The organism is Paenibacillus sp. DMB5, from assembly GCF_001517085.1.
GTDB lineage: Bacteria > Bacillota > Bacilli > Paenibacillales > Paenibacillaceae > Paenibacillus_AQ.
This window is the reverse complement of sequence record NZ_LRAC01000124.1, coordinates 20695-46484: the sequence shown is the minus strand read 5'-3', so window position 1 is coordinate 46484 and position 25790 is coordinate 20695. Positions and strand designations below refer to the sequence as shown.

Here is a 25790-nt window from a genome sequence, read left to right as displayed (position 1 = left end):
CGTTGTTTTATCCGGCAGGCAGGATCACGTGTGGTCTTTTACAGGGATCTCAATGATTGAGGGAGGAGGCCCAGGAGGTTAGTTGGATTTTCGCCACTTAATTTCGGTATTCCCGGGCTTTTACGGCTATTAGGTGGAAAAACAGCATCTATTGCGGACGATTTATCGTTCTGGAGCTATTTTCGCTGAAATTAAGTGTCGTTTTTCCAATTAGATTCCCAGCAGCACAGTTTTACGGAGAATTAGGTGGCATTTTTCCACTTAGTTAGATTAGCGGCATCTATAGCAACCCTGTAAATACTTGGATGAGGATGAGGTAATTCCATGTTTAATACCCTATTTTACCCTCTATTGGATATTTAATATGGTCCTATTTTTATGATCCTTCAGTCTTAAAAGTTACAAAAAGGTTACAATAAAGTTACGATACTGCAAGGGAATATAGTCCCGGTTTTCGGCGGTATTCAGCTAACTTTCAGGAAAATTTCAGGTAATTTTCAGTAAAACAGGGTGCAGTCGGTTTCCCGTTACCAGAAAATAACGGATGCAAGGCACGAAAAACTGCGCTACTGTTATACCCGGCAATTCAAAAGCTGCCTGTGCTCACGAAAGACATAGGCACATCCCAGCATGAAGCCTATACATATTCCAGAAATACAGGACGAAGGAGGGGAATGCATAACTCGGATTGCCGATCAACAAGGACTGTCCGGCAGCTGGACAGACTGGAATGTGAGGACGGGTCATTAGACAGAGACATCCAGGAGGGAACACAGAATATGAAAGTATCGCTTAAACTACACGCGGTGGTTGCCGCCGCTGCAATCAGTATATCCGTACTTGCGCCTCTGCAGATGGCCGGAGCGGATTCTGCCAGACCATGGCTGGACGCTGCGCATTCTCCGGAAGAACGTACGGAGCTGCTGCTGAAGGAAATGACTACGGAAGAAAAGGTTAATTTTGTCACAGGTAATGTGAATAATTATTACGGCTTTTATAACGATTCGCTGGAGCGGCTTGGCATTCCCGCATTGACGATGGCCGACGGGCCGACAGGTGTACGTATTGCCAACCCTGATATACAGAATAAGAAATCTACCGCTTTCCCGGCGCCAATCGCGCTTGCTGCAACCTGGGATACTGAAGCAGCAGCTCTTTACGGCGATCTGGTCGGAGAAGAAGCGTTCAATACAACGCATAACGTGCTGCTCGGACCGGGGCTTGATATTGCCCGGCTGCCATGGGGCTCGCGTAACTTCGAGTCTCTCGGAGAGGACCCGCTGCTGCAGTCCAAGATGGGCGTAGCTTATACCAATGCTGTACAGAGTCATCCGGTAATGGCAACTGCCAAGCATTACCTGCTTAACAATCAGGAGACAGACCGTTTCACAGTGGATTCGGCAGCCAGCGAACGGGCGATTATGGAGATCTACTCCAGACCGTTCGCAGCTGCGATCAAGGATGCAGGCCTTGCCTCAGTAATGTGCTCGTTCAATAAAATTAACGGCACTCCCGCTTGTGAAAGCGAATATGCGCTGACCGATGTCCTGAGAGACAAGCTGAACTTCGATGGCTTTGTCATGAGTGACTACGGCGCCAATCTCAGCACAGCCAAATCGGCACTGGCCGGACTTGATCTTGAAACACCGGGTGAGCCGTACGGCAAGTGGGGGAACCAGCTGCTGACAGCCGTTCAGAACGGAGAGGTCAGTGAAGACCATCTGGACGTTATGGCCGGAAGAATTCTGACCCAGATGTTCGACAAAGGCCTGTTTGACAGCAAGCCGGTCAATGTCCAGATTCCGGCAGAGGAGCACGGCAAGGCGGCGCTTGACATTGCCGAGGACAGCCTGGTGCTGCTCCAGAATAAAGACAAGGCACTGCCGCTGAATGAGGACAAGCTGAAGTCAATTGCCGTCATCGGCCCGGATGCTGATAACTACACTACGGTCGGGGGAAGCTCCCTGGTGAATCCGACGTATACCGTCACTCCGCTGGATGCCATCCGCGACCGTGCCGGAAGCGGCGTCAAAGTCAGCTATGCACCGGGTACGGATCCGGTAGGCACCGGTGATATTGTCAACGGTCCTTCCGCAATTCCATCCTCGGTCCTGACGCCTGCGGGAGACGGGAAAGGTAGCGGCCTTAGCGGGGAATACTGGCCTAACAACAAAATGGAAGGCGAGCCTACGCTTACCCGGACAGACGGCCAGGTCAACCTGAATCTTGGTTTTTATAACTTTGACGGATTGAACGGACAGTCCTCCAAGCTGCCGCAGACACCGGGCAATCTGAACAGCATGATGTCCGCACGCTGGAACGGTTACTTGACTGCTCCTATGACAGGTGAGTACAATCTAAGCCTGACCAGTGTCGGCACCGGCAAGCTGTATCTGGACGGCAAGCTGCTGATCGACAGCGAAGGCACTACGCTGAAGACAGAAAAGGCAGCTGTAACCCTGACCAAGGGCGAACGCCATGAGATCAAAATTGAATACAAAACGTACTACAAGGAAGGCGCCTCCACTGACTTCGGCGGTACCGTCCGGCTCGGCTGGGAGCCACCGGCTGGTGCTGTAGACAGCAAAATGCAGGAAGCCGTTAATCTGGCCCAAAAATCCGATGTTGCCGTAGTTGTTGTCCGCACCTATGAAAGTGAAGGCTACTATGACCGTTCGGATCTGGATCTGCCCAATAACCAGGACCGTCTGATCTCCGAGGTGGCTGCGGCCAACCCGAATACGATTGTGGTATCCATGAGCGGAAGAGCGGTTGAGATGGACGGATGGCAGAATAAGGCCAAGTCCATCGTCCAGGCCTGGTTTACCGGGCAGGAGCAGGGTGGCGCCATTGCGCGGGTACTGTTCGGAGATGTGAATCCTTCCGGCAAGCTGCCGGTTACGTTCCCGGTCAACGAAGACAGTACGCCGGTATCGTCTGTTGCACAATTCCCGGGAGTGAATGGCAAGGGCGAGTACAGTGAAGGTGTTATGGTGGGTTACCGCGGATATGAAAATTCCGGAATCAAGCCTGCATTTGCTTTTGGCCACGGGTTGTCCTATACAACCTTCGACTACCGTAATGTTCATGCGAATGTAAGCGGCAAAGACACTAACCGCAAGATGACGGTGTCCCTCAACCTGCGGAATACCGGTGATGTCACCGGATCCGAAGTCGTTCAGGTGTATGTCGGCCAGCTGCCGACCCAGGTTGAGACCGCACCGAAGCAATTGGCCGGCTGGGCCAAGGTTGAACTGAAGCCCGGCAAGCAGCAGCGCGTCCAGATCGAGCTGGATGCCAAAGCACTGTCTTATTGGGATGAGAAAACGGATAAGTGGGTCATGCCTTCCGGCAATGTGCCGGTTTATGTCGGCAGCGCCTCGGACGATATCCGTTTGAAGACCAGTTTGACGATCAAATAAGAGCAATGCAATGTAATAAAAGATCAAACGATGAAGCACGATTTTTCCGGAAAGTAATGCATAGCTTGCCAAGTGTGTGACGGGTAGCACAGCTGTGTAGCGGATAATGATGCAGATTCATGGATCGGGCCGGGGGTGAAGCCTCCGGCTTCTTTTTTTTATCATATTAAGGAGGTCTCGATATGCGCAGACGCAAACTGTTATTAGGGGTGGCTGCAGCCGCCGCCGCACTAACGGCCTTGACCGCAGTGATACTGTACAATTACAAGCAGGAACAGGCCCGGCCGTCTCCGTTAGAAGTGAATGCCTGGGTGACAACGGGAGATCAGTCCAGTCTGCTTGCTCCGCAGGAGCCGTTCTTGTTCCGGGACTCGGCAGACACGGAGGGTGAAACGGCACAGTCCGGGCTGCCTGTTATTACGGTGAATCCGGACCAGGAGTATCAGACAATGGACGGCTTCGGTGCTTCTGTTACCGGCTCCTCCGCTTTTTTGATTAATCAACGGATGGCTGGTGATCAGCGCAATGCACTGATGAAGGATTTGTTCTCGCCCGAGGGGATACGCCTGAGCTTTGTCCGCCACTCCGTCGGCGCTTCCGACTTCTCGGTTGATGCAGACGGCAATCCGGCAAGCTATACCTATGATGACACAGAATCCGGAGAGGATTACGCGCTGGAGCAGTTCTCCACCGCCAAAGATAAGGATGTGACGGAGCTGCTGCGGCGTATTGTTGACGCAAACGAAACGGTGAAGGTTATGGGGACACCCTGGACGGCTCCGCCCTGGATGAAATACGGGGAACAGATTCATAACGGATGGTATTTAAACTACGCCGAGCCGCGTGTATATTCTGCTTACGCGCAGTATTTGGCACGATATATTAAGGATTATGAGAAGCTGGGTATCCCTGTCTATGCACTGACTGTGCAGAACGAGCCTGAGTTTACGACTGCGGATTATCCCAGCATGAGTATGGGAGCGGAGGAGCAGGCTTATTTTATCGGAAATTATCTGGGACCGGAGTTTCAGAGGCAAGGAATTACGTCCAAAATTGTCGCGTTCGATCATAACTGGGACATCGCCGAGAGCTATGTGCAAACCGTACTGGGTGATGCAAAAGCGAACGCCTACACCGACGGCACAGCCTATCACTGTTATGCGGGCTCGCCGGAAGTGATGAGCAAGGTGCACGATGCCCATCCCGGAAAAGAGATCTATGTAACGGAGTGCAGCGGAGGCGCGTGGAGTGAGGATTTCGGCGATAACCTGGCCTGGCTGATGTCCAAGCTGATCATCGGCGGGCCGCGCAACTGGGCGCAGGCCGTGCTGCTGTGGAATCTGGCTCTCGATCCTGAAGGCGGACCAGCGAATGGAGGCTGCTCGAATTGCCGCGGAGTTGTAACCGTAGACGGGCAGGGAAAGGCAGGCTATTCGCGCAATGTGGAGTATTATGCCCTGGGACATGCCAGCCGGTTCATTGATCCCGGAGCGGTCCGCATCGGCTCGCCGCAGGCCGGCGGGATCGAAAATGTCGCCTACCGCAATCCGGACGGCTCCATTGTGCTGATTGCGCTTAATCCTTCGGATGAGGACCGGACGTTTAACGTGCAATGGTCGGAGCGTACGTTTTCCTTTACTTTAAAGGCGCGTTCCGCGGTGACCTTCAAGTGGCAGCCATAAGACGGAACAACAGCCAGGCGTACGATTATTTACATGAGATTTTATTTATTTGTGACCATATGACCCTTGTGCCGGTCTAACTAGTATAAACACCAACAAGAAGAAAGGAGTGTATGACATTGGATTTAGCCAATCTTACGGTTCAGGCCAAAGCGGGCGACCGTGAAGCTTTTATCAGTCTGGTTAAGCAGCTGGAGAATTCCTTGTATTATATGGCCAAATCGATGCTGGGCAAGGAAGAAGATGTAGCGGATGCGCTGCAGGAAACGATTCTGAAGGCTTACAAATCAATACATTCCCTGCGTGAGCCCCAGTTCGTCAAAACCTGGATGTTCCGGATTCTGATGAACGAATGCAACTCCATCCTGTCGCGCCGTTCCCAAACAGTTGTGTACGCAGAGGTCCCGGAGTCGGCTTCTCTCTCCAATGAATATGACAAGGTTGATCTGAGAGAGGCTGTTGAACGCCTTGAAGAGAAGATGAGGATAGTGGTCATCCTGCATTATTTTGAAGACCTGCCGCTGCGGCAGATCGCCAGTGTGCTCGAAATTTCAGAGAGCGCGGTAAAAATGCGGCTTGCGAGAGCGAGAGAAGCATTGCTGAAGGTTTTTACAATTAACCAAGAGGGGACGATAAACTATGGATAAGTTTAACCTGGATCAGGAATTCAAAGGATTGAAGGAGGGGAATGCAGCTGCGGGTATGCCTATCTCTCCGCTTGTCCGTGCCCGTCTTGATGAGACTTATGCCTCACTGCCGGAGCAGCCGGCCGGACGCAGAAGGAAACCGCAGTCGAAGCTCCGGCGGTTAAGCTCTGCTACAGCAGCAGCTTTTGTTCTGGGGGCAGGCCTGTTTGCTTCCGGGTTCGTATCCCCGGCTATGGCGGATTCGATCAAAAGCATACCGCTCATCGGAAGCCTGTTCAGCTCGATTGAAGGAGACATTGGCCTGCGGAACGCCGGTGACCTCGGGCTGGCCTCCAGCGTGAACAGCGAAGTGTCATACAGGGACGTGAAGCTTGAGGTCACCGAAACCGTCTTTGACGGCAGCCGGGCAGCTTTTCTGCTGAAGGTAGAGGCTCCGAATCTGAAGAACGGCGAGTTTGATACCGGTAAAAAGAAGGTGAAGCTCAGCGATGCCATTAGCAATCTGACGCTCACGGTAGACGGCAAACAGCAGGGTGACCCCGGCTCTATCCTGCAGGGCGGTTATTATACAGGCGCCGGTGAAGCCCATCCGGATATGCTGATCTTTGAAGAGGTGTTTGAAGCGTCCGGCAGCAGTACTGTTCCTGATACCATTACAGCTGAAGCCTTCCTTACTCTGGAAGGGATCGACCACGAATACAAGCTGGATATTCCCTTCAAAAAAACAACCAAAGACATCATCAATGTGCAGCCTGATGCTCTGTCCGCTAATGACGAGCTGTCCGTTACAGTGGCAGAAGTGCAGAGTACTCCTTTAACGACCCGTATTAACTATTCCATAGCCTTGTTCAAAGCAGATACTTTAACAGAAAAGGAAGAAAAACGGTTGAACAAGATCCGGCTTGCCGTTTATGACGATCAGGGACGCCAGCTTCCGGCTCTGAACGGGGACGGGCAGTATTCTGCCAACGCACTCAGCTTCGACGCTAGATATGCAACAACTTCCGGAACTACCTCCTATCTGCTGTTAAAACCTTTTATAGTAGAGGATGATTTCGCAGAGACGGTGAAGGAGAAGCAGTTCATCAAGGGACTGGAGCTGAAGATCGAACTCCCTGCGGCAAAATAACAAAAAAAGGGGCATGCCCATAGCCATGAAATGGCTTGACCGGGTATGTCCCTTTGCATGCTTTTAACGAAAATGTCTAATGTGAAACAGGCTGCGCTGCGCCGGTAAGAAGCTTTTTCCGCTGCTCCAGCCACTGGGATACCAGAATGCCGCCTACAACCAGCATTGCCCCGATATATCCCTGCATAGTCAGACGCTCACCGGCAAACACAAACGCGATTACCGCGGCAAAAATCGGCTCTAGCGCATACATAAGTCCCAGCTGTACAGGCGGAATATATTTCAGGGACACCGACTGGGCGATAAAGCAGAAGGCACTGCAGACCAGGCTAAGCGCCAGTATCGAAGTCCATCCGCTGAAGGTTCCGGGAAGAACCGGAGACTCGAAGATAAAGGAAAAGATCAGGGCAAACACAGCGGTGAAGCCCAAGGACACAATGCCGACGTTTATGGAATCCGTTCTTTTGACAGCTGCGCCGGAGATGAGGATAAACAAGGCATTGCTGATCCCGCTCGAAATACAAAGAATATCGCCCGGATGCATATGCAGCTTGCTGTTCAGGGTCAGCATCCCGATGCCGGTCATGGCGATCAGCGCACCGATGATGTGGCTCCGCTCCAGCTTTTTACGGAAGAGAAAGACGCTTAATATAGGTACAAAAACAACCGTAAGCCCGACGAGAAAGCCGGCGTTAGAGGTGGTGGTCGTTTTGAGGCCAAACAGAATGGATACGCACACCCAGAGCAATATGGCTCCAAGCAGTGCACCATACCCGATTGTAGTCTTACTAATCCTGCGCAGACGCTTCCAGAACACCAGTCCGGTCACCAGAAAAGCGATCCCAAAGCGCAGTGCAAGCAGATTGAATTCTTCCATGGAATCCAGGCCCATTTTCATAAACAGATAGGAAGATCCCCATCCCAGGGTAATGAGCAGCACCAGAAGATTGGCCTTATACTTGTTCAACTCGACACGCTTCCTTTTGTATGTAGTAGTGCGGATTATCAGCGTGCAGAGACGTGCATGACCAATTTTCCTCAATCAGTATACTCTAGCGTGACTCAAGACACAACGCTCCCCCGAAAACCGTGTATATTCAAATTTGTAATCTTCGCTTTTTTAAACTTTTCAAAATTTGATTAGAGTCCTCCTTTTGACCCCGGTGCCCGTTATAGAATGAGGGTGCTGATAGACAAACAAGACCATTTGGAGGGCGAAGAGAGATGAACATTTCAGATATTAAGATTGCCAAGGATACGTACTGGGTAGGAAAAATCGATGACCGTGAGGTGCCGTTCCACCGGCTGATTCTGGCGAAGGGCACGACATACAATTCCTATTTGCTCAAAACCGGCAAGCCGACCGTTATTGATACCGTGGATATGGAGTTTGGCCGTGAATATGCCGACCGGATGGCAGAGCTGATTGATCCGCTGGATATTGCGTACATCGTAATCAACCACACCGAGCCGGATCACTCCGGCGGGCTGGCTGCGCTGGCTATGCGGGCGACTAACGCTACTATTGTATGTACAGAGATTGCGGTGCCGGAAATCCAGGAAATGTACAAGCTGCACAGCCGTAATTACCTGGTGGTACGGGACGGGGATACGCTAGATATCGGCGGCAAAACACTGCTGTTCAAGGAGACCCCTTACCTGCATACCGCAGAAACCATGATCACTTATTGTATAGAAGATAAAATATTGTACCCGTGCGATATCTTCAGCACCCATGTTGCTGTGGAGAAGCTGTTTGCTGATGAGGCCGGTTTTGATATCACAGAGGATTTCAAAGGTTACTACAGCGCTATTATCCATCCGCACAGAAGATATGTAAGAACGCTGATGGAAGCCGTCAAGGATCTTGAGATTGACATGATCGCCCCTTCGCACGGGTTCCTGATCCGCGAGAATGTTCGTAAGTATATTGACCTGTATGCCGAGCTGAGCCGGGAAACGACACAGGGAAAGAAAGCGGCCATCGTCTACACCACCATCAAGAACAATACGAAGAAAATGGCCGGCATTCTGCAGGCTACGCTGCAGGAGAACGGGATCGAAGCAACGGTATGGGATGCGGATAAAAGCGATATGGCCGCTATTCTGGACAGCATCGACGCGGCCGACGCCGTCTTCATCGGCAGCTCGACCCGTTACGCCGATATGATCGGCAATCTGGAGCCGCTGCTCAAGGAGCTGCAGCTGATGAATCTGGAAGGCAAGCTGGCAGCGGCCTTCGGCTCCTACGGATGGAGCGGTGAAGCAATCGAGGTCATTCAGGATTACCTGAACGGAACTAACATGACCGTCCAGAGCACTTCAGACGTAATCAAGTCCACTGGCATGACCCATGTGGAATTCCCGATCCGCGTCCGCTTCTCTCCGAAAGAGGCCGAGAAGACACAGAAGATCAAGAACGCCGCCGAATTCGTCTCTGACCTGCTGCTCAGCGCAATTTAAGGGGGCGGACGGAGATGAATAAACATTATGTCATTGTCGGCAGCGGTGTAGCGGCAGTTCATGCTGCTAAGGCGATCCGCGATCAGGATGTGGAGTCGGAAATAACGATTTTTGGTGAGGAGGATCACCTGCCTTATAACCGGATTAAGCTGACCAAGGGCTTGTTCAGCGACCTGCACAGCGATAAGGTGCTGATCAAGAAAGAAAAGTGGTACCGCGATAACCGGATCACCCTGCACACTGCCAGCAGGATTGCTTCGATCCATCCGGAGGCACAGGAGGTAGAGACGGCAGACGGACGCCGGGTAACGTACCATAAGCTGCTGCTCTGCATGGGTGCCCGCAACCGGGCGCTGGCTGTAGGCGGTGCCGGACTGCAGAACGTGCATACCATCCGGGATCTGGGTGATGCCGACCGGTTAAAGGCAGAGCTGACCGCCGGGCAGCGAACCGTAGTCATCGGCGGCGGGGTGCAGGGGCTGGAGACAGCCTGGGCGCTGCATGAAGCCGGTTATCCCGTGACGATTGTCGAGGCAGCCCCGCGCCTGATGGCCCGGCAGCTGGATGAAGCTTCGTCGGAACGGCTGCGCCGGATTCTGGAGCAGGCTGGTGTGGAGGTGAGGCTTCATGCCGGAGTCACTGCAATTAACGGAGATGCAGCAGTCTCCGGCGTAACGCTGGACGATGGAACGGTAGTTTCCTGCGAACATGTTGTGTACTCTATCGGCATCGTGCCGAATACGGAGCTTGTGCGTGAGACCGGGATACAGATCCGCTCAGGCGTACTGGTGAACCGTCATCTGGAGACGAGTGCTCCCCATATCTATGCCGCCGGGGACATTGCCGAGCTGGATGGCTTGGTTGAGGGGCTGTGGGGCGGAGCGATGGAGCAGGGCAAAGTAGCCGGAATGAATATGGCTGCAGCAGACCCGGCCGATTACCGCCGGCCGGTTCCGGTGACACTGTTTAACGCTTTTGGCAGCTCGCTGTTCTCCATCGGGAACACGGATGAGCGGCAGTGTGACCTGTCGGCGGCGGGCGAAGTAAGCGGCGTGTACACGCGGATCTACGTCAAGGACAACCGGCTGGCCGGGGCACTCGCCTGGGACGGAGCAGCAGCGTCGCTGCTGTATAAATCAGCTGTCGAGCAGAGCGTGAGCCTGGAGGGGCTGGATGTGGCGGGCGGCAGTCTTGAGGCGGTTGTTGCCGGGATTGCGGCGCTCGTGGAGTAGCGGAAAAGCGGACTAAACGGATGCTCTGTGGCACGGGATTTCGAAGCTGTGTGGAGCTGCGGCGTAGTCGTGGTACGGAGTAAAGAAGTAGTGATGTTGAGGCGTACCGGAGTTACTGAGTAGTGAAGCAGGATTAGATACTGTTTGTACAACTAACCCTGCGAAACCGTACCTAGGCACACTATAAGTGTACTCCATACAACTATATCCAGCGCTACAGCACTTTTGCACACTTTAAGTGCATTTCGTGCAAGTACATTGGACCGGATTGCCTGGATCGGACTTTTTCGGGATATTTAAGTGTACCGAGTGCAACTAAGTGTGCGCTTAGGCTAAAATCAGGCGATTTAGATGTACAAACTGCAGCTATTTGATTATCCAGTGTCTGGGAATGCCACTACAAGCGGCGGTTGACCAAACTAAGTGGAAAATCGGCACCTAATTTGCGGATAACCGCCGGTTTGATGAATCTAGGTGGAAAAAAGGCATCTAATCAGGCGGTTTTCGTTCTATCCACGGGTTTCGGCCTATAATAGGTGCTGTTTTTCCAACTAATCCTTATAAAAGCTGAGGAATGATGAAATTAAGTAGCGAATATCCAACTAATTTATTTTACAGGAGGAATTAACAATGACTAAATACATTTGCAAGCCTTGCGGCTATATTTATGATCCGGCGCTCGGAGATCCCGATGAGGATGTTGCGCCGGGCACGGCGTTTGAGGATCTGCCGGAGGATTGGGTCTGCCCGGTGTGCGGGGAAGACACCACTCACTTTGAACCGGTCGCACAGAAACGAATCGTATCCTAGAAACCAAGGAGGGTTACAGAATGCCGGAACATTCCTGCAAGAATGCTGCGGAGCCGTGTACCCGCAAGGTGCCGATTTTCGCCTCGCTCAGCGGCAGTGAGCTCTCGCGGATCAGCGCGATGATCAGACACCGCAAATACGCCAAAGGCCAGGCGCTGATTCTGGAGGAGCAGCCGACAGACACGCTGTTTATTATCCAGCAGGGGCAGGTGAAGCTGTCCAAAATGACGCCGCAGGGCAAGGAGCAGATTCTGCATGTGCTGAGCAGCGGGGAATTTTTCGGCGAGCTGAATATCCTGAGCAGCGAGGAGCTAAGCAACTTCAGCGCCTACGCCCTGACCGAGACGGCGATCTGTATGCTGACCCGCACGGATATGGAGCAGCTGATGGCGGAGAACCCGGATATTACGATCAAGCTGCTGAAGACTGTAGCCAAGCGGCTGGCCCATACCGAGAATCTGGCGCAGAGTCTGGCGACCAAGGACCCGGAAATCCGGATCGCCCATATGATTCTGGAGCTGGGCGACAAGTACGGCAAGCCGCGCGGCGGCGGCCTTGCGATCAAGCTGCCGCTCTCCCGCGAGGAGCTGGCGAGTTATGTGGGTGTCACCCGCGAGACGATCAGCCGCAAATTCGCCCGGTTCGAGGACCTCGGCCTGATCGAGCTGGTTGGCAACAAGCAGCTGATCGTGAAGGACCGGGTGTCCCTGGAGAAGTATACAGTGTAGCTTCGCTGGCTTTGTTACCGGCCAGGTGATCATCCGGAGCGCAAGCCGGAAACGGCGGAGCAGCCCGTACAGCAAAAAACCTTGAGAAATCAAGGTTTTTTGCTTTGCTGATTTTTTGGCACCTTCGTCCGCGTCGTCTATCTTAGTCGTAACTGACATAGATCAACTCAACCTGTCCGCTTTGTTTTTATCGGACACACGTTAACCGAGATCCGGATCACGAAATGCTCCGGATTATCTTCGGTGAAATAATTGTAGAGATCCATCTCGTACGCGGCGCCGCATACAGCCAGCCCGTTAACTTGGATGAACTCTTTTAGCTGCACATAAGTGTGTTCTAATGTCTCGTAAGACCCCTTATGGTCCATGACCGCATAAAGGCCCGGTGGCTTTACGATGATATTGTCTCCCTTGGCAGGAGTAAGCAGCTTGCTGGCAATGTGGCTTGGATAATATTCGGCCGACTGGAGCTGCTCCTGATTCACGATGGACCAGAACGGCAGCTCATGCATAATCAGCTGTTCTTCACAGTAGATCCGGTGTTCGCTGAATTTGCGGGCGTATTCGTGGTCACTGATGTCCGGGCCGACGGGTGTTGTGATAAAATACGCCGCCTGCTGCTCTTCAACAGCCGGCATATGCCTTGGTGCTTTCTGTGCATTTTCGGTCATTTGCAGGGCACCGTCCAGGAAGCTCTGAATCCGCTGCATCCGGTTCAGCTCAAGCTCAAGCTCGCGCTGCTTCTGGCGGATCAGGCTGACGAACCTGTCTGTGTTCTGGTTATCCAGAAAATCCTTAATCTCCTTCAGCGAACTGCCGGCCTTCTTGAGCACGCTGATGATTTCGAGTGTGTAGCACTGCTGGAGCGAGTAGTAGCGGTACCCCTTCGCGTTCACAAATTCCGGCTTTAACAGCCCGATTTCATCATAGTGAAAAAGCGTATGCTTGGTCACCCCGCAGGTCCTGGCGATTTCGCTCGTTGTAAAGTATTTGGACGGCATGACGGACATGGCCTATCTCCTTTCGCTGGTCTAATGGTCTTGACTATCGGGTTACCCTATAGTTTAAATTCGTTATACTGACAAATGCAAATGTCAAAAACCAGCCAGGGGTGCCTCATGAACAAACTGATCAGAAACAGAGTATTTCTTATTGTCGCCACAGCCGATCTGCTTCAGCAGATAGGAATATGGATCCGGAACATGGCTTTGCTGTTCTATATTATGGATCAGACCGGGAATAATCCGACCGCTGTATCCATGCTTACTGCATTAGAATATTTGCCCATCTTTGTATTCTCTTTAATTGGAGGAACCTTTGCCGACCGCTGGAATCCCAAGAAAACAGTCATTCTGGGTGATGCTTTAAGCGCGTTATCGATGCTGCTGATTCTTGGGCTGGTTGCCGGAGGGGTATGGCAAGCAGTGTTTGCGGCCACTGTGATCTCGGCGATTGTCAGCCAGTTTTCCCAGCCGTCTTCTGCGGTGCTGTTCAAAAGGCATATTCCTGCGGAGGAGGTCGGAACAGCCGTCGGCATTAACCAGAGTCTGATGGCCTTGTTCACAATCTTCGGCCCGATGCTCGGAACCCTTGTCTATACTCAGCTCGGCATACAGTCATCAATAATTGCCTTGTTCGTGATCTTCACCCTGGCCGCCGGACTCCAGCTGTTCCTGCCGTCATCGGGCAGAGAGCAGCGGACAGAGAAGACTTCACCGCTTAAAGATATTAAGGAAGGCTTTAGCTATGTGCTGGGGCATGCCAACCTGAAGCTGATTGCGGTTATGTTTCTCATCTCGGGTCTAGCGATGGGAGTGACCCAGCCGCTGGATGTCTTTGTTACGATGAACCGTCTGGGCCTGCCCAAAGAAAGCGTACAGTGGTTCGCTGCCGCCGAGGGCGCGGGGATGCTTGCGGGCGGCCTCTTGGCCGCCGTGCTTACAGCGCAAATAACCCGCTACAGACGCGGGGTCATTACGGTGATCATGATTATATGGGCGGTTATCACCGCTATTGAGGTGCTGTCAGTCTGGCCTGTACTTACAGGAAGTGCGAGAGTGCTGTCCGGCATAGCTACAGCCTTCTTCCAGGTCTCATTCAGTGCCATGATGATTCAGGAGATCAGAGAGGAGTATATCGGCAGAACCAACGGGATTATCATTCCGCTGATGATGGGAGGCATGCTGCTGGGCAGCGCCTCCTCCGGATTCATTGTCGCTCAGCTCGATCTGATGGGAGCCTATTTTATAGCGGCCGCCCTTACGCTTGGCTGTGTTGTTTTTACAGCGCGGTTGAAATTTAGCTGAAAGCCTGTGCATAACTCTCCAGCGAATTAAGCCCAGTAAGAGGCTTTTTTAATGCAGAAAACGGACCGATCTTAATGCAATCTTAATACTGAATGCGAAATCCTAATACCAGCTTAATCCGGCAGGTGATATGCTTTCAGGACAATAAGACTAACGTACAAAGCGAGTGTGAAACCCGTGATTTCCTTTTTAAAAAGGTTTTTGATTGGCAGACCCCTGAAGTCCACTGAGCTCGGGGAGCAGAAGTTAAATAAAAAGAAAGCGCTGGCGATTCTTTCTTCAGATGCTTTATCCTCGGTTGCCTATGGTCCCGAGCAAATCTTAATTGTATTGGTTACGGTTGGTACAATGGCATTCTGGTATTCCATTCCGATCGCGATCGGGGTATTGGTGCTGCTGACTGCACTGATCCTGTCCTACCGGCAGATTATTTTTGCCTATTCGCACGGCGGGGGAGCCTATGTCGTTTCCAAAGAAAATCTGGGCCGCTACCCCGGGCTGGTCGCCGGCGGCTCGCTTCTGGTGGATTATATTCTAACAGTGGCGGTAAGTGTATCGGCGGGGACAGATGCGATTACTTCGGCTTTTCCAAGCCTGCATGAGCATAAGGTGCTGATTGCCATTATCTTCGTGCTGCTCATTACATTATTGAATTTAAGAGGCGTGACGGAATCCGCATCCGTTCTGGCCTATCCGGTTTATCTGTTCGTGCTGGCTCTATTCATTCTGATCGGAACGGGTCTTTATAACATCTTAACAGGCCAAGTGCCGGCAGAGCTGCATACCTCGCTGGGTACGCCGGTGGCGGGGATCAGTTTATTCCTGCTGCTGCGCGCCTTTTCATCGGGGAGCTCGGCGTTAACCGGGGTAGAAGCGATTTCCAATGCGATTCCGAATTTCAAAAGCCCGGAGGCTTCCAATGCGGCCAAAACGCTGGCGGCGATGGGGATTTTATTAGCTGTCCTGTTCTCCGGGATTGTCGTGCTGGCCTATTACTACGGGATTGCTCCCCGTGCTGATGTCACTGTAGTGTCGCAGATTGCGGAGCAGACCTTCGGGCGGAATGCGATGTACTTCTTTGTTCAGGGTACAACTGCGTTAATTCTGATTCTGGCCGCTAATACCGGATATTCGGCGTTCCCGCTGCTGGCAGTGAATCTGGCCAAGGACAAATTCATTCCGCGGATGTTTACGATGCGTGGAGACAGACTGGGGTATTCCAACGGGATTATTATCCTGGGCGTGCTCTCGATGCTGCTGATTTATGTATTTGAAGGGGAGACGGAGCAGTTAATTCCTCTGTATGCGGTGGGGGTGTTCATTCCCTTTACGTTATCCCAGACCGGGATGATGGTAAAATGGCTCCGCGAAAAGCCGGCAGGCTGGATGCCGAAGTTCGTCATCAACACCGTCGGAGCGCTGATAAGCTTCATTGTAACGATGATGTTCTTCCTGACCAAGTTCACTCAGGTATGGCCAGTATTTGTCTTCCTGCCGATTCTCCTGTTCGTCTTTCATAGAATTCATAAGCATTACGAGGCTGTTGCCGACCAGCTTAGAATCACAACCTGTGAGCCAACAGTCAAAATCGAAGGTAATGTCATTATTGTGCCTGTGGCTGGAATCACCCATGTCGTGGAGAACTCGCTGGAATACGCCAAATCACTGTCACCGCAGCAGATTATCGCCGTATATGTGCCTTTTGAACGGGAAGATGAAGCGGCATTTGAGGAGAAATGGAAAAAGTGGCAGCCTGACGTTCGCCTGGTGACCCTCTACACGCCTTACAGAAGCATTGTTCAGCCGTTAACCAAGTTCATTGATACGATCAACTGGAAAGCGGCAGAGCTAAATCATCGAGTCACAGTCATTATTCCGCAGTTTATTCCGAAAAAAGGCTGGCACAACATCCTGCACAACCAGTCGAGCCTGCTGATCCGCGCCCGTCTGCTGTTCCGCAGCGATGTAATTGTAACTACGGTGCCTTATCATTTGAAGAAGTAATCATTTTTGAGAGGCTGTCCCAAAGTCATGTAAGTGGCTTGGGGCGGCTTTTTTTGCGTGGGATAGTGGGATATAGGTGACTTGATGACTGAAGTAACTATCCGTATCTTGAATGAAAGTGATCCCAAAGTGATCTCCGAGGCGTTTCATAATCAAGGGTGGGAGAAGCCTGTAACTCTTTTTCAAAAATATTTGATAGAACAAGAAAAAGAACAGCGAGTCACCTTGGTGGCTGAAATTGAAGGTGATTTGCGGGTTATGTCAATGTACTTTGGCAAACAGATTATCCCTATTTTAAAAAGCAGCTTATACCGGAAATCCAGGAATTCAATGTATTGATTAAGTATCGACGTTTTGGAGTAGGCACATTGTTGATGGGTAAAGCAGAAACTATAGTTAGAGAACGATCAGAAGTCTCAGGCCTGGGTGTAGGCCTGTTCAGTGATTATGGGGCTGCACAAGCCTTATACGTCAATCGTGGGTATGTTCCGGATGGCAATGGAATATTTAAAGACGGGGAGTACCTGCAATATAGTCAGCAGGTAATTGTAGATGACGATCTGAATTTGTTCCTTGTTAAGAGATTATGAGCTCGATAATACCAAGAAAGCAACTGGATCAGAATGATATAGAAACGGAGCCCGCGCTATCGCGCGGGTTTCTTTTTGCTGAAAATATTTATCCGGCGCAGCCTATTTCCGCTCCAGCAGATGATGCCGCTCCCTGTAAACCATCGGCGTAACGCCGGCCACCTTTTTGAACACCTTGGTGAAATAGCTCTGGTCGTTAAAGTTCAGCAACGTGCAGATTTCAGAAATGGGCGTCTGGCTGTGGGCGAGCAGTTTTTTTGCTTCATTAATACGGGTGTTCTGGATGTATTCGCTGACGGTGATGCCGACCTCCCGCTTGAACAGGACGGACAGATATTTGGGGCTGAGGTCGGCCTTGCGGGCGATATCGTCATGGCTGATATTCTCATAAATATGCTTGTATATGTAATCTTTGCAGGTTGTGACCGTCTTGGAAAAGCGTTCGTTTTTGACCTGCCGGACCTGCTCGGCATACGTATAGAGCACTTCCTTGGCCAGCTCGCGGATGCCCTCCAGCGTGTTCGCCTCCTCCAGCTGCTGGATAAAGCGGTCATGCAGGCTGAAAGCGACCTCCTCATGCAATCCCCCCTCAATCGCGGCTCTGGAAACCAGGGTGATGAGTGTAATGATGTGATTTTTATTGGACCGGAAATAGCTTGTCTTTGACAGCACGCTGGCGATTTCCTCTTCCTTCAGATGAGGCAGCTGGGGCAGCTCCTCGACCCGACCCTCTCGGATAACCTCCAGCATTTTCTTTTCAAACAGCCGCTCATGGTAGATGCTTTCCTGGAGATTCCGGGAGACCGCAAGCTCGTTTTTCTCTATTTTTTCATGGGATTCACGCAGCTCGCCGTTCCGCGACCATACCGTCTCCGGCGCAACATAGATTTGATTGAACAGCTGAAATACAAGCGTACCGATATTCAGCAGCTTTTCCAAGGGAACGACAGGAATGGAGTTGTAGTACTGGATGATTTTATCGCGGTAAAAGAAAGCAAGGGAATCATTGATGATTCCGTTCACCCGGTCAGCGGATAGCGGATATGAAACAGACGGGCCGATGAGCACGGTACCTTCGAACACCTGCTTGCTGAACACGCTGATGAGCAGGAATTTCTCGGAGAAGGCGGACTTTTGCAGCAGCGGAAAATCGTACGGCTTGCCGGCATAGAAGTTCAAACGTGCAAACAGGCTGTCCTTCTGATTATCATACAGCGGATTCAGCAGCTTGTTGTTGGAGGATTCATAGGTGATTTTTCCGGAGGGATCAATATAGAAGACATGCAGATCAAATGTAGCAGCAATAAGGTCACATAGCTTGAAATGCTCCTCAGTGTTCATGGCCGGGCCATTCCCCTTTCCTACTTCTTGGTTCAATATTACAAAAAAGAGTACCAAATTACCATAAGGATTTTTGCGCCAATGATATTATTTTAGTTGTAAGGTGACTTGTATATTTGATAGCGGTTACATTTGATCATGTACCTTGGAAAGGGTGGACAGAACAATGGGAAAGTTTCCGGAACATTTTATGATTGGGGCGGCTACAGCTGCCCATCAGGTGGAAGGACATAATATCTATAGTGATTTTTGGGCGATGGAGCATGCACCTCATTCCGTATATAAGGAACCTTCGTTGGATGCAGTGGATCATTATAACCGGTATGAAGAAGATATTCTGCTGCTGAAGGAGGCCGGCTGCAACGCTTACCGGTTCTCTGTTGAATGGGCGAGAATCGAGCCGCAGGAAGGTGATTTCAGCGTACAGGAAATAGCGCATTACCGGGACGTGCTTAATTTCTGCCATCAGCAGGGGATTACGCCAGTGGTGACTCTGCATCATTTTTCCTCGCCTAAATGGCTTATTAGCGCAGGAGGATGGGAGAATGAGGCGACTATTGAAGCCTTTGGCCGTTACTGCAGACATGTTGTCTCAGAGCTGGGCGGACTGATTCCTTATATCTGTACGATCAATGAAGCCAATATGGGCAAGCAGATCACCAAGATTATGAAACGGATGATGGGCGGCGTTGCCAAACAGAAGAATAATGCAGAAGTCCAGGTAGGCCTGAATACGGATCTGGGCGCCCGGATGGAGCATTATTACCGCGAGCTCGGGGAAATCTTCGGCATCCATCCGGGTCAGGTACAGCCGTTCCTCTCTCCAAGAACGGAGCAGGGTGAACGGATAATTATGAAATGCCATGAGACAGCGCGCAGCATTATCAAGGAGCTGCATCCGGAGATTCAGGTAGGTATTACCTTTTCTCTATATGATCATCAGGCCCTGCCGGGCGGGGAGGCGTTTGTGCAGCTGGAGCAGCAGGAGGACTTCCTAGTATATCTGCCTTACCTGCAGGGGGATGACTTCCTCGGGGTACAGAATTATTCGCGCAAAATCCACGGGCCGGACGGTGTTGTTCCCCCGGATGCATCAGCCAAACTGACAAAGATGGGCTATGAGAATTATCCGCAAGCCTTGGGTAACGTACTGGATTTCGTGTCGGAGCATTGGAACAAGCCCATCTTCATTACCGAAAACGGCTTGTCCGGCGACAACGATAAAGACCGGGTAACATTTATCAAAGAGGCGCTGAAAGGCGTTCAGGAGCGCATCGCCCGGGGACTTCCGGTTATCGGCTACACCTACTGGTCGCTGCTCGATAATTTTGAATGGCAGCTGGGCTATGACCAGACCTTCGGGCTGATTGCGGTGGACCGCTCCACCCAGACAAGACATCCCAAAGAGAGCCTGTCCGTGCTGGGCGGGATTAGTAAAGCCGGCTTATAACAGCCTTAATCAGTAAAGCAACTATGAAAGAAGAAGGTGACTGCAGACATGAAGGTATCAGGCAAGGTTATTGTTGTTACCGGAGCCGGAGGCGGAATCGGCCGGGAGTTAGTACGCAATTTGTTGTCCAAAGGGGCGCGTGTAGCCGCTGTTGATATAAGCCTGGATGCTTTGGAGGAGACCGTTAAGCAGTCCGGAGCCGCAAGCGAAAGGTTGTCCATACACGTCGTTAATCTGACCGATCCTGCTGCAGTAGAAGGACTGCCAGAGCAGGTGCTGAAGCAGCACGGGGCTGTGGACGGGATCATCAACAATGCCGGAATCATCCACCCGTTCGTGCCGGTAAATGAACTAGGCTATGACAAAATCAGACAGGTAATGGATATCAACTTTTACGGAACGCTCTACATGGTCAAAACCTTTCTGCCGCATCTGCTGGCCAGACCCGTAGCCCATATTACGAATGTGTCCAGCATGGGCGGGTTCCTGCCCGTTCCCGGGCAGACCATTTACGGGGCATCAAAGGCAGCGGTGAAGCTGCTGACTGAAGGGCTGCGCTCCGAGCTGAAAGACACCAAGGTAAAGGTGACTGTGGTTTTTCCCGGCGGTGTAAGCACCAACATTATGCAGAACTCCGGCCTTGCCGATGCAGGCAACAAAGCGATGAGCAAGGATCAAGTCGCCCAGTTACTGACCCCCGTGCAGGCCGCAGCAATTATTATAGAAGGAATCGAAAAGGATCGGTACCGTGTGCTGGCAGGCAAGGATTCCCGGATGATGGATAAGCTGTACCGCCTGAACCCGCGGCGGGCCGCGGAGCTGATTGCCGACAAGATGAAAGAGCTGCTCTAAATGGGCTGAAACGGATAGAGAGTAAAGGGAAATGGGACGGAGGGGATTTTGGAATGCGTAAAGTAATGAATTTGAATGCCGCCTGGAAATTCTCGAAACAAAGTGAGCTAGAGGGTGCTGATCCGGCCTGCAGCGACCAGGACTGGGAGATTGTCTCCGTGCCGCATACCTGGAATGCGGTTGACGGAGCTAACGGCAATGAATATGACCGGAGAGCCTGCTGGTACCGTAACACGCTGAATGTACCGGCTGCTGAGCAGCATAACCGGGTATTTATAGAATTTCAAGGCGCGAACAGTGTGGCGGATGTCTATCTGGACGGCCGGCATATCGGGCAGCACCGGGGCGGCTATTCCACCTTCCGGTTTGATTTGACAGAGCATATCCGGTTTGGCGGAGCTAATCTGCTGGCAGTAAAGGTGGATAATTCAGCTGTAGAGGATGTATATCCGCTAAGGGCTGACTTTACTTTTTTTGGCGGGATCTACCGGGATGTTAAGCTCGTCATCGTGAATCCGGTGCATATCGACCTAATGGATCACGGTGCATCCGGCGTTTATGTGATTCAGGAGGAAGTAAGCGAAGCACTGGCAAAAGTGAAGGTGCGCACCCGGATTGTCAGCACATATGCAGAGGACAGCAAAGCCAGACTATGGGTTGAGCTGCTGGATGGGGCCGGGGCTGTTGCCGGAGTATCCGGTGCCGAGGTTCATCTTCCAGCCGGAGATACTGTCGCTGTTGACCTGAGTATCATGATTCCGAAACCGCTGCTCTGGGATGCCGTTCCGGATGCACATATGTATACGGCAAAAGTGTCTTTGCAGCGCTATAACGATACAGTAGATGAGGTAGTCATTTCTTTTGGCCTGCGCTATTTCCGCGTTGATCCGGCTGAAGGCTTATACTTGAACGGCCGGCCGTCCGGCTGCAGGGTGTGGCGAGGCATCAGGACCGCAAGGATATGGGCTGGGCAATCACCGCGCAGCAGCATGATGAAGATATGGCGCTGATCCGGGAAATGGGGGCGAACTCCATCCGTCTGGCCCATTACCAGCATGACCAGTATTTTTATGATCTGTGTGACCGTGCAGGAATGGTGGTCTGGGCAGAAATTCCGTTCATCACCCGCATGTCGGAGACTGATCTGACCGGGGCCAACGCCAAATTACAAATGACCGAGCTGATCCGCCAGAACTACAATCACCCGTCTATACTCTTCTGGGGCATCCAGAATGAAATCCAGATCGGCAGCAAAAATACCGGGCAGGTCCGCCAGGTTGTCCGTGAGCTGAACGAGCTGACCAAACATGAAGACCCGACGCGGCTGACGACAATGGCGAACATGTTTATTGTCGATGATCAAGATGAGTACAACTATCTTACCGATGTAATCGGCTACAACAAATACTATGGCTGGTATAACGGGACGGCGGAGGATTTTGCCCCATGGATCGACCAGTTTCATCAGACCAATCCGGACACATGCCTCAGCATTTCCGAATATGGCGCTGAAGGCATTATCGAATATCACAGCGATGAGCCTGTAGTTAAGGATTACACAGAGGAATACCATGCGCTGTATCACGAAAAGGTCTGGCGGATTTTTGCCGAGCGCCCTTTCCTGTGGGCAACGTATGTATGGAACATGTTCGACTTCGGGGCCAATGTCCGGGATGAGGGCGGTGTGAAGGGGCGCAACAATAAAGGGCTTGTGACCTATGACCGCAAGGTGAAAAAGGATGCTTTCTATATGTACAAAGCACACTGGTCTAGGGAGCCCTTCGTCCATATTGCCGGCAAGCGCCATCTGGAGCGTGCCGGGGACAGCACTGATTTGAAGGTATACACGAACTGCGGGGCGGTGTCGCTGATTATAAACGGAGTAAAGACGGAAACGTTATCCGGGGCAGATAAAATTCTGCTGTTCAAGGATGTGCGTTTGGACGAAGGATACACCATGATTGAGGTCGTAGCGGATAACGGGGAGGAAGCTTTCACAGACCGGGCTTTTTTTAAAAAGGTCGCGGCTGCCAATTCTTCTTACTCCGCACCGGTTGAGGATAAAGGGGAGCTGGTGGCCAACTGGTTCACGCTGCCGGAGCAGGATGACAACGAGCCGTTGGTTGAGGTGGAGATTCCGGAAGGTGTCTATTCCTCAGGAGATACCCTGCAGGATCTGATGGGGAATGAAGAAACGAAACAGATCGTCATTAGTGTTCTCGGTGATCTGACTCAAATTCCGATGTACGGCATGATGGAGAACTTCAAGGTCGATGCCCTGGCCTCGATGGATAATGATAGTTTATTGTTCAATAAAAGAGCGATAAACAAACTGAATCAGCTGCTGGTGAAGATCAAAAAGCTGCCTGAAGCAGAGGGGGTGTCTTATGAATAACAAAATTGAGCGCCTGCTTCAGGCGGACGGTGACAACTACATCTTTCCTTTTCTGTGGCTGCACGGGGAAGAGGAGGGAGTGCTCAGAGAATATATGGGAGCGATCCACTCGGCCGGCATAGGGGCGGTGTGTGTGGAGAGCAGGCCTCACCCTGACTTTTGCGGACCGCAGTGGTGGCATGACCTGGACATCATTATAGAGGAAGCAAAACAGCGGGGCATGAAGGTCTGGATTCTGGATGACAGCCATTTTCCGACCGGCTATGCCAACGGCGCTCTGGAGCAGGCCCCGGCTGAATTATGCCGGCAGTATCTCTATTATTCTTCAGTAGAAGTGTCCGGACCGGTGAAGTCAGCCCAGCTGAATGTATCCAGGCACGCGAAATTCACTAAGAATCCGTTCGAGAGCAGCATGTTCTCCATGCGCGCCAAAAAAGAAAAACGGAAGTTCGACGATGATACCCTGCTCAGCGTCTGTGCCGCACGTGTGGACCAGGGGTTTGATACGGCTACCCTTGTTGACCTTACAGAGCTGGTCAAGGACGGGGAGCTGGTGTGGGATGTTCCGGAGGGCAAGTGGACGATCTATGTGAATTATTTGACCCGCAATGCTGGCAGCCGTGACGGCTACATTAATATGCTAAAGAAAGACAGTGCAGCTAAACTGATTGAAGCGGTATATGAGCCGCATTATGCCCGCTATAAGGAAGAGTTCGGCGTCACCATTGCCGGCTTCTTCTCCGATGAGCCGGAGCTGGGCAATGGCAGGATGAACGACAATAAGCCGATCGGGGCGGAACAGGATCTGCCCTGGAGCGATGAGCTGGAAGAACAATTGCTTGCCCGGCTGGGCGAAGGCTGGGGGGCCAAACTGCCTCTGCTGTGGGAAAAGGGGAATGACCCGCACCTGACGGCAGAGGTCCGGTATGTATACATGGATATTGTCACCCGGCTGGTGGAGGCCAATTTCTCCCGACAGGTCGGGGACTGGTGTGAAGCGCGCAATGTGGAGTACATCGGCCACCTGATTGAAGATAATAATATGCATGCCCGGCCTGGCGCCAGTCTGGGGCATTTCTTCCGCGGGCTGTCCGGCCAGCATATGTCCGGCATTGATGATATCGGCGGACAGGTGATGCCGGGCGGCGAAATCTATCCGCAGAGAACCGTTATCGGTGAACGGGACGGTGAGTTCTTTCATTATCTGCTCGGGAAGCTGGGCAGCTCCTTCGCAGCCATTGATCCGGTTAAACAGGGCCGGACGATGTGTGAGATCTTCGGTGCTTACGGCTGGGGGGAAGGCGTGCGGACAATGAAATATCTGGTGGATCATTTTCTGATCAGAGGGGTGAACCATTATGTGCCGCATGCCTTTTCCGCCAAGCCATATCCTGACCCGGACTGCCCGCCGCATTTCTATGCAAACGGCCATGATCCGCAGTTCCGCCATTTCGGGACCTTGATGTCATACCTGAACCGGATGTGCGCGCTGATCAGCGGCGGTATACGTGTAACCCCGGCCGCCATTCTGTATCATGCCGAAGCAGAGTGGGCGGGAAAGTACATGCTGACCCAGAAGCCTGCGCATGTCCTGCTGGACCGGCAGATTGACTTTGATATTATCCCGTCAGATGTATTTACCGAACGGGACCGGTTCCGCACCCGGCTCGGGAATGCCTTGCAGATTAATAACCAGGCATACAAGGCGGTTATTATCCCGTATGCGGAATATATTACAGCGGACACAGCCGAGGCACTTGTTGAGCTGCAGCAGGCAGGCTGCCTCGTTCTGTTCGTTGATGCGCTGCCAAGCGGCATCCTTGATGGGGAGCAGGCTCTGCTTGCCGGGCTGTCGGCATGCAGTGTAGTCACGCTGGATACCCTTGCAGCTGAGCTGCAGGACCGTGGTATCGCTGAGCTGGCTGCCGGCCGGCCTTTCCGATGCTGCGCTGTCTGCATTACCGGGAGCAGAGCGATCTCTATCTTTTTACCAACGAGAATATGGCGGAGACTTTCCGCGGAACGGTTACTGTGCCGTCTGCAGGCGCTGTGTACGGGTACGATGTCTGGAACAATACACTGTATGAAGTGCAGGCCGAGCAGGGAGAAGAGGGGACGGTGCTGCAACTGGAGGTGCCGCCGTACCAAAGTGTTGTCATTGTGTTTGATGCCGCCGAAGATGTCCGCGTTAGCCCACCGCCTGTCTATGAAGAGGAGCTGGTCCTGAAGGACGGCTGGAAGATGAGCCTGGCTTCTTCGATTGAATATCCGCATTTTCATGATGAGCAGGACATTTCCGGATTCACCAGCGTAGGACTGCAGTATCCTGAGTTTTCGGGCTTTATCCGTTATGAGAGCGAGTTGACGGTTCCGGCATGGAGCCGGGCGGCGCTGGTGATTGAGGATGCTTTTGAAGGCGTAGAGGTGTTTATTAATGACCGGTCCGCAGGGATTCAGGTAGCCCCGCCGTTCAGGTTTGATATAAGCCGGCTGTTAAATCAGGGAACCAATAAGGTGCGGATCGAGGTGGCAACCACCCTGGAGCGTGAGCAGCACTTCTCGCCGCAGAATCAGGGGAGCATCTTTGCCGCTTTTATCAAGGCCCCGGTCTTTCAGCCGACAGGTATTACCGGGGAAGTTAAAATAGTAGGACAATACTTATAAAATCATCTGTGTTCCACATGAACCGGCCTCTCCTGCGACAGGGGAGCCGGTTTTTTTGCTGTACACCTAAAGTCA

General features: G+C 52.0%; 21 protein-coding genes. 18 read left to right on the top strand and 3 right to left on the bottom strand.

Annotated features, from left to right (window positions below; translation table 11 throughout):
• Positions 1-779: 779 nt before the first annotated feature.
• The 4 genes from AWJ19_RS15060 (at position 780) to AWJ19_RS15045 (ending at position 6880) form a co-directional block, all read left to right on the top strand.
• Positions 780-3422 (top strand): glycoside hydrolase family 3 C-terminal domain-containing protein, encoded by a 2643-nt coding sequence (locus tag AWJ19_RS15060; RefSeq protein ID WP_068724935.1) that lies wholly within the window; start codon positions 780-782, stop codon positions 3420-3422.
• Positions 3423-3604: 182 nt separating this feature from the next.
• The gene (locus AWJ19_RS15055; protein ID WP_068724934.1) at positions 3605-5104 is read left to right on the top strand and encodes a glycoside hydrolase family 30 beta sandwich domain-containing protein; all 1500 of its coding nucleotides are present in this window, start codon (positions 3605-3607) and stop codon (positions 5102-5104) included.
• A gap of 113 nt (positions 5105-5217) precedes the next feature.
• Positions 5218-5751, top strand: a complete 534-nt coding sequence (locus tag AWJ19_RS15050) for a sigma-70 family RNA polymerase sigma factor (protein WP_128083613.1) — start codon at positions 5218-5220, stop codon at positions 5749-5751.
• Positions 5744-6880, top strand: a complete 1137-nt coding sequence (locus AWJ19_RS15045) for a DUF4179 domain-containing protein (protein WP_068724930.1) — start codon at positions 5744-5746, stop codon at positions 6878-6880. The genes AWJ19_RS15050 and AWJ19_RS15045 overlap by 8 nt, the downstream gene beginning before the upstream one ends.
• Positions 6881-6956: 76 nt before the next feature.
• Here the strand turns inward: AWJ19_RS15045 and AWJ19_RS15040 are convergent, their stop codons facing one another.
• Positions 6957-7847, bottom strand: a complete 891-nt coding sequence (locus AWJ19_RS15040; protein WP_068724929.1) for a DMT family transporter — start codon at positions 7845-7847, stop codon at positions 6957-6959.
• A gap of 257 nt (positions 7848-8104) precedes the next feature.
• On the opposite strand from AWJ19_RS15040, the gene AWJ19_RS15035 reads away from it, so the two are divergent.
• From AWJ19_RS15035 to AWJ19_RS15020, 4 genes are all read left to right on the top strand, one after another.
• Complete coding sequence (locus AWJ19_RS15035; RefSeq protein ID WP_068724928.1) at positions 8105-9343, top strand: FprA family A-type flavoprotein; 1239 nt, start codon at positions 8105-8107, stop codon at positions 9341-9343.
• A 14-nt stretch (positions 9344-9357) separates the two neighbouring features.
• Positions 9358-10575 (top strand): FAD-dependent oxidoreductase, encoded by a 1218-nt coding sequence (locus AWJ19_RS15030; protein ID WP_068724927.1) that lies wholly within the window; start codon positions 9358-9360, stop codon positions 10573-10575.
• 630 nt (positions 10576-11205) lie between these two features.
• A complete protein-coding gene (gene rd, locus AWJ19_RS15025) occupies positions 11206-11385 on the top strand; it encodes a rubredoxin (protein WP_068724925.1) in 180 nt (59 codons plus the stop codon).
• Between the two features lie 20 nt (positions 11386-11405).
• Positions 11406-12113 carry a Crp/Fnr family transcriptional regulator gene (locus tag AWJ19_RS15020; RefSeq protein ID WP_068724923.1) on the top strand — a complete coding sequence of 236 codons (708 nt, stop codon included), beginning with the start codon at positions 11406-11408 and terminating at the stop codon, positions 12111-12113.
• 167 nt (positions 12114-12280) lie between these two features.
• Here the strand turns inward: AWJ19_RS15020 and AWJ19_RS15015 are convergent, their stop codons facing one another.
• On the bottom strand, positions 12281-13123 hold the full coding sequence (locus AWJ19_RS15015) for a MerR family transcriptional regulator (protein ID WP_068724921.1): 843 nt from the start codon (positions 13121-13123) through the stop codon (positions 12281-12283).
• Between the two features lie 108 nt (positions 13124-13231).
• Between AWJ19_RS15015 and AWJ19_RS15010 the strand changes: the two genes are divergently transcribed.
• From AWJ19_RS15010 to AWJ19_RS36665, 4 genes are all read left to right on the top strand, one after another.
• The gene (locus tag AWJ19_RS15010) at positions 13232-14419 is read left to right on the top strand and encodes an MFS transporter (RefSeq protein ID WP_068724920.1); all 1188 of its coding nucleotides are present in this window, start codon (positions 13232-13234) and stop codon (positions 14417-14419) included.
• Between the two features lie 177 nt (positions 14420-14596).
• The gene (locus AWJ19_RS15005) at positions 14597-16423 is read left to right on the top strand and encodes an APC family permease (protein WP_068724919.1); all 1827 of its coding nucleotides are present in this window, start codon (positions 14597-14599) and stop codon (positions 16421-16423) included.
• Between the two features lie 84 nt (positions 16424-16507).
• Positions 16508-16762: a hypothetical protein gene (locus tag AWJ19_RS36670; protein ID WP_241781765.1), complete on the top strand. Its 255-nt coding sequence runs from the start codon at positions 16508-16510 to the stop codon at positions 16760-16762.
• Positions 16732-17013: a hypothetical protein gene (locus AWJ19_RS36665; RefSeq protein ID WP_347231124.1), complete on the top strand. Its 282-nt coding sequence runs from the start codon at positions 16732-16734 to the stop codon at positions 17011-17013. The genes AWJ19_RS36670 and AWJ19_RS36665 overlap by 31 nt, the downstream gene beginning before the upstream one ends.
• Positions 17014-17115: 102 nt before the next feature.
• Here the strand turns inward: AWJ19_RS36665 and AWJ19_RS14995 are convergent, their stop codons facing one another.
• The gene (locus AWJ19_RS14995) at positions 17116-18354 is read right to left on the bottom strand and encodes a helix-turn-helix domain-containing protein (RefSeq protein ID WP_068724918.1); all 1239 of its coding nucleotides are present in this window, start codon (positions 18352-18354) and stop codon (positions 17116-17118) included.
• Between the two features lie 166 nt (positions 18355-18520).
• Here AWJ19_RS14995 and AWJ19_RS14990 point away from each other — a divergent pair, with 166 nt between their 5' ends.
• From AWJ19_RS14990 to AWJ19_RS35865, 6 genes are read left to right on the top strand one after another with little or no spacing between them, the layout of a single operon-like run.
• Positions 18521-19804, top strand: coding sequence for a family 1 glycosylhydrolase (locus AWJ19_RS14990; protein WP_068724913.1), 1284 nt, complete (start codon positions 18521-18523; stop codon positions 19802-19804).
• 48 nt (positions 19805-19852) lie between these two features.
• Positions 19853-20656, top strand: a complete 804-nt coding sequence (locus AWJ19_RS14985) for an SDR family oxidoreductase (RefSeq protein ID WP_068724909.1) — start codon at positions 19853-19855, stop codon at positions 20654-20656.
• Positions 20657-20709: 53 nt separating this feature from the next.
• The gene (locus AWJ19_RS36660) at positions 20710-21666 is read left to right on the top strand and encodes a sugar-binding domain-containing protein (protein ID WP_241781763.1); all 957 of its coding nucleotides are present in this window, start codon (positions 20710-20712) and stop codon (positions 21664-21666) included.
• A complete protein-coding gene (locus AWJ19_RS36655) occupies positions 21591-23051 on the top strand; it encodes a glycoside hydrolase family 2 TIM barrel-domain containing protein (RefSeq protein WP_241781762.1) in 1461 nt (486 codons plus the stop codon). The genes AWJ19_RS36660 and AWJ19_RS36655 overlap by 76 nt, the downstream gene beginning before the upstream one ends.
• Complete coding sequence (locus tag AWJ19_RS14975; protein WP_128083612.1) at positions 23044-25278, top strand: glycosyl hydrolase; 2235 nt, start codon at positions 23044-23046, stop codon at positions 25276-25278. The genes AWJ19_RS36655 and AWJ19_RS14975 overlap by 8 nt, the downstream gene beginning before the upstream one ends.
• Positions 25170-25715, top strand: a complete 546-nt coding sequence (locus tag AWJ19_RS35865; RefSeq protein WP_128083611.1) for a hypothetical protein — start codon at positions 25170-25172, stop codon at positions 25713-25715. The genes AWJ19_RS14975 and AWJ19_RS35865 overlap by 109 nt, the downstream gene beginning before the upstream one ends.
• Positions 25716-25790: the final 75 nt, after the last annotated feature.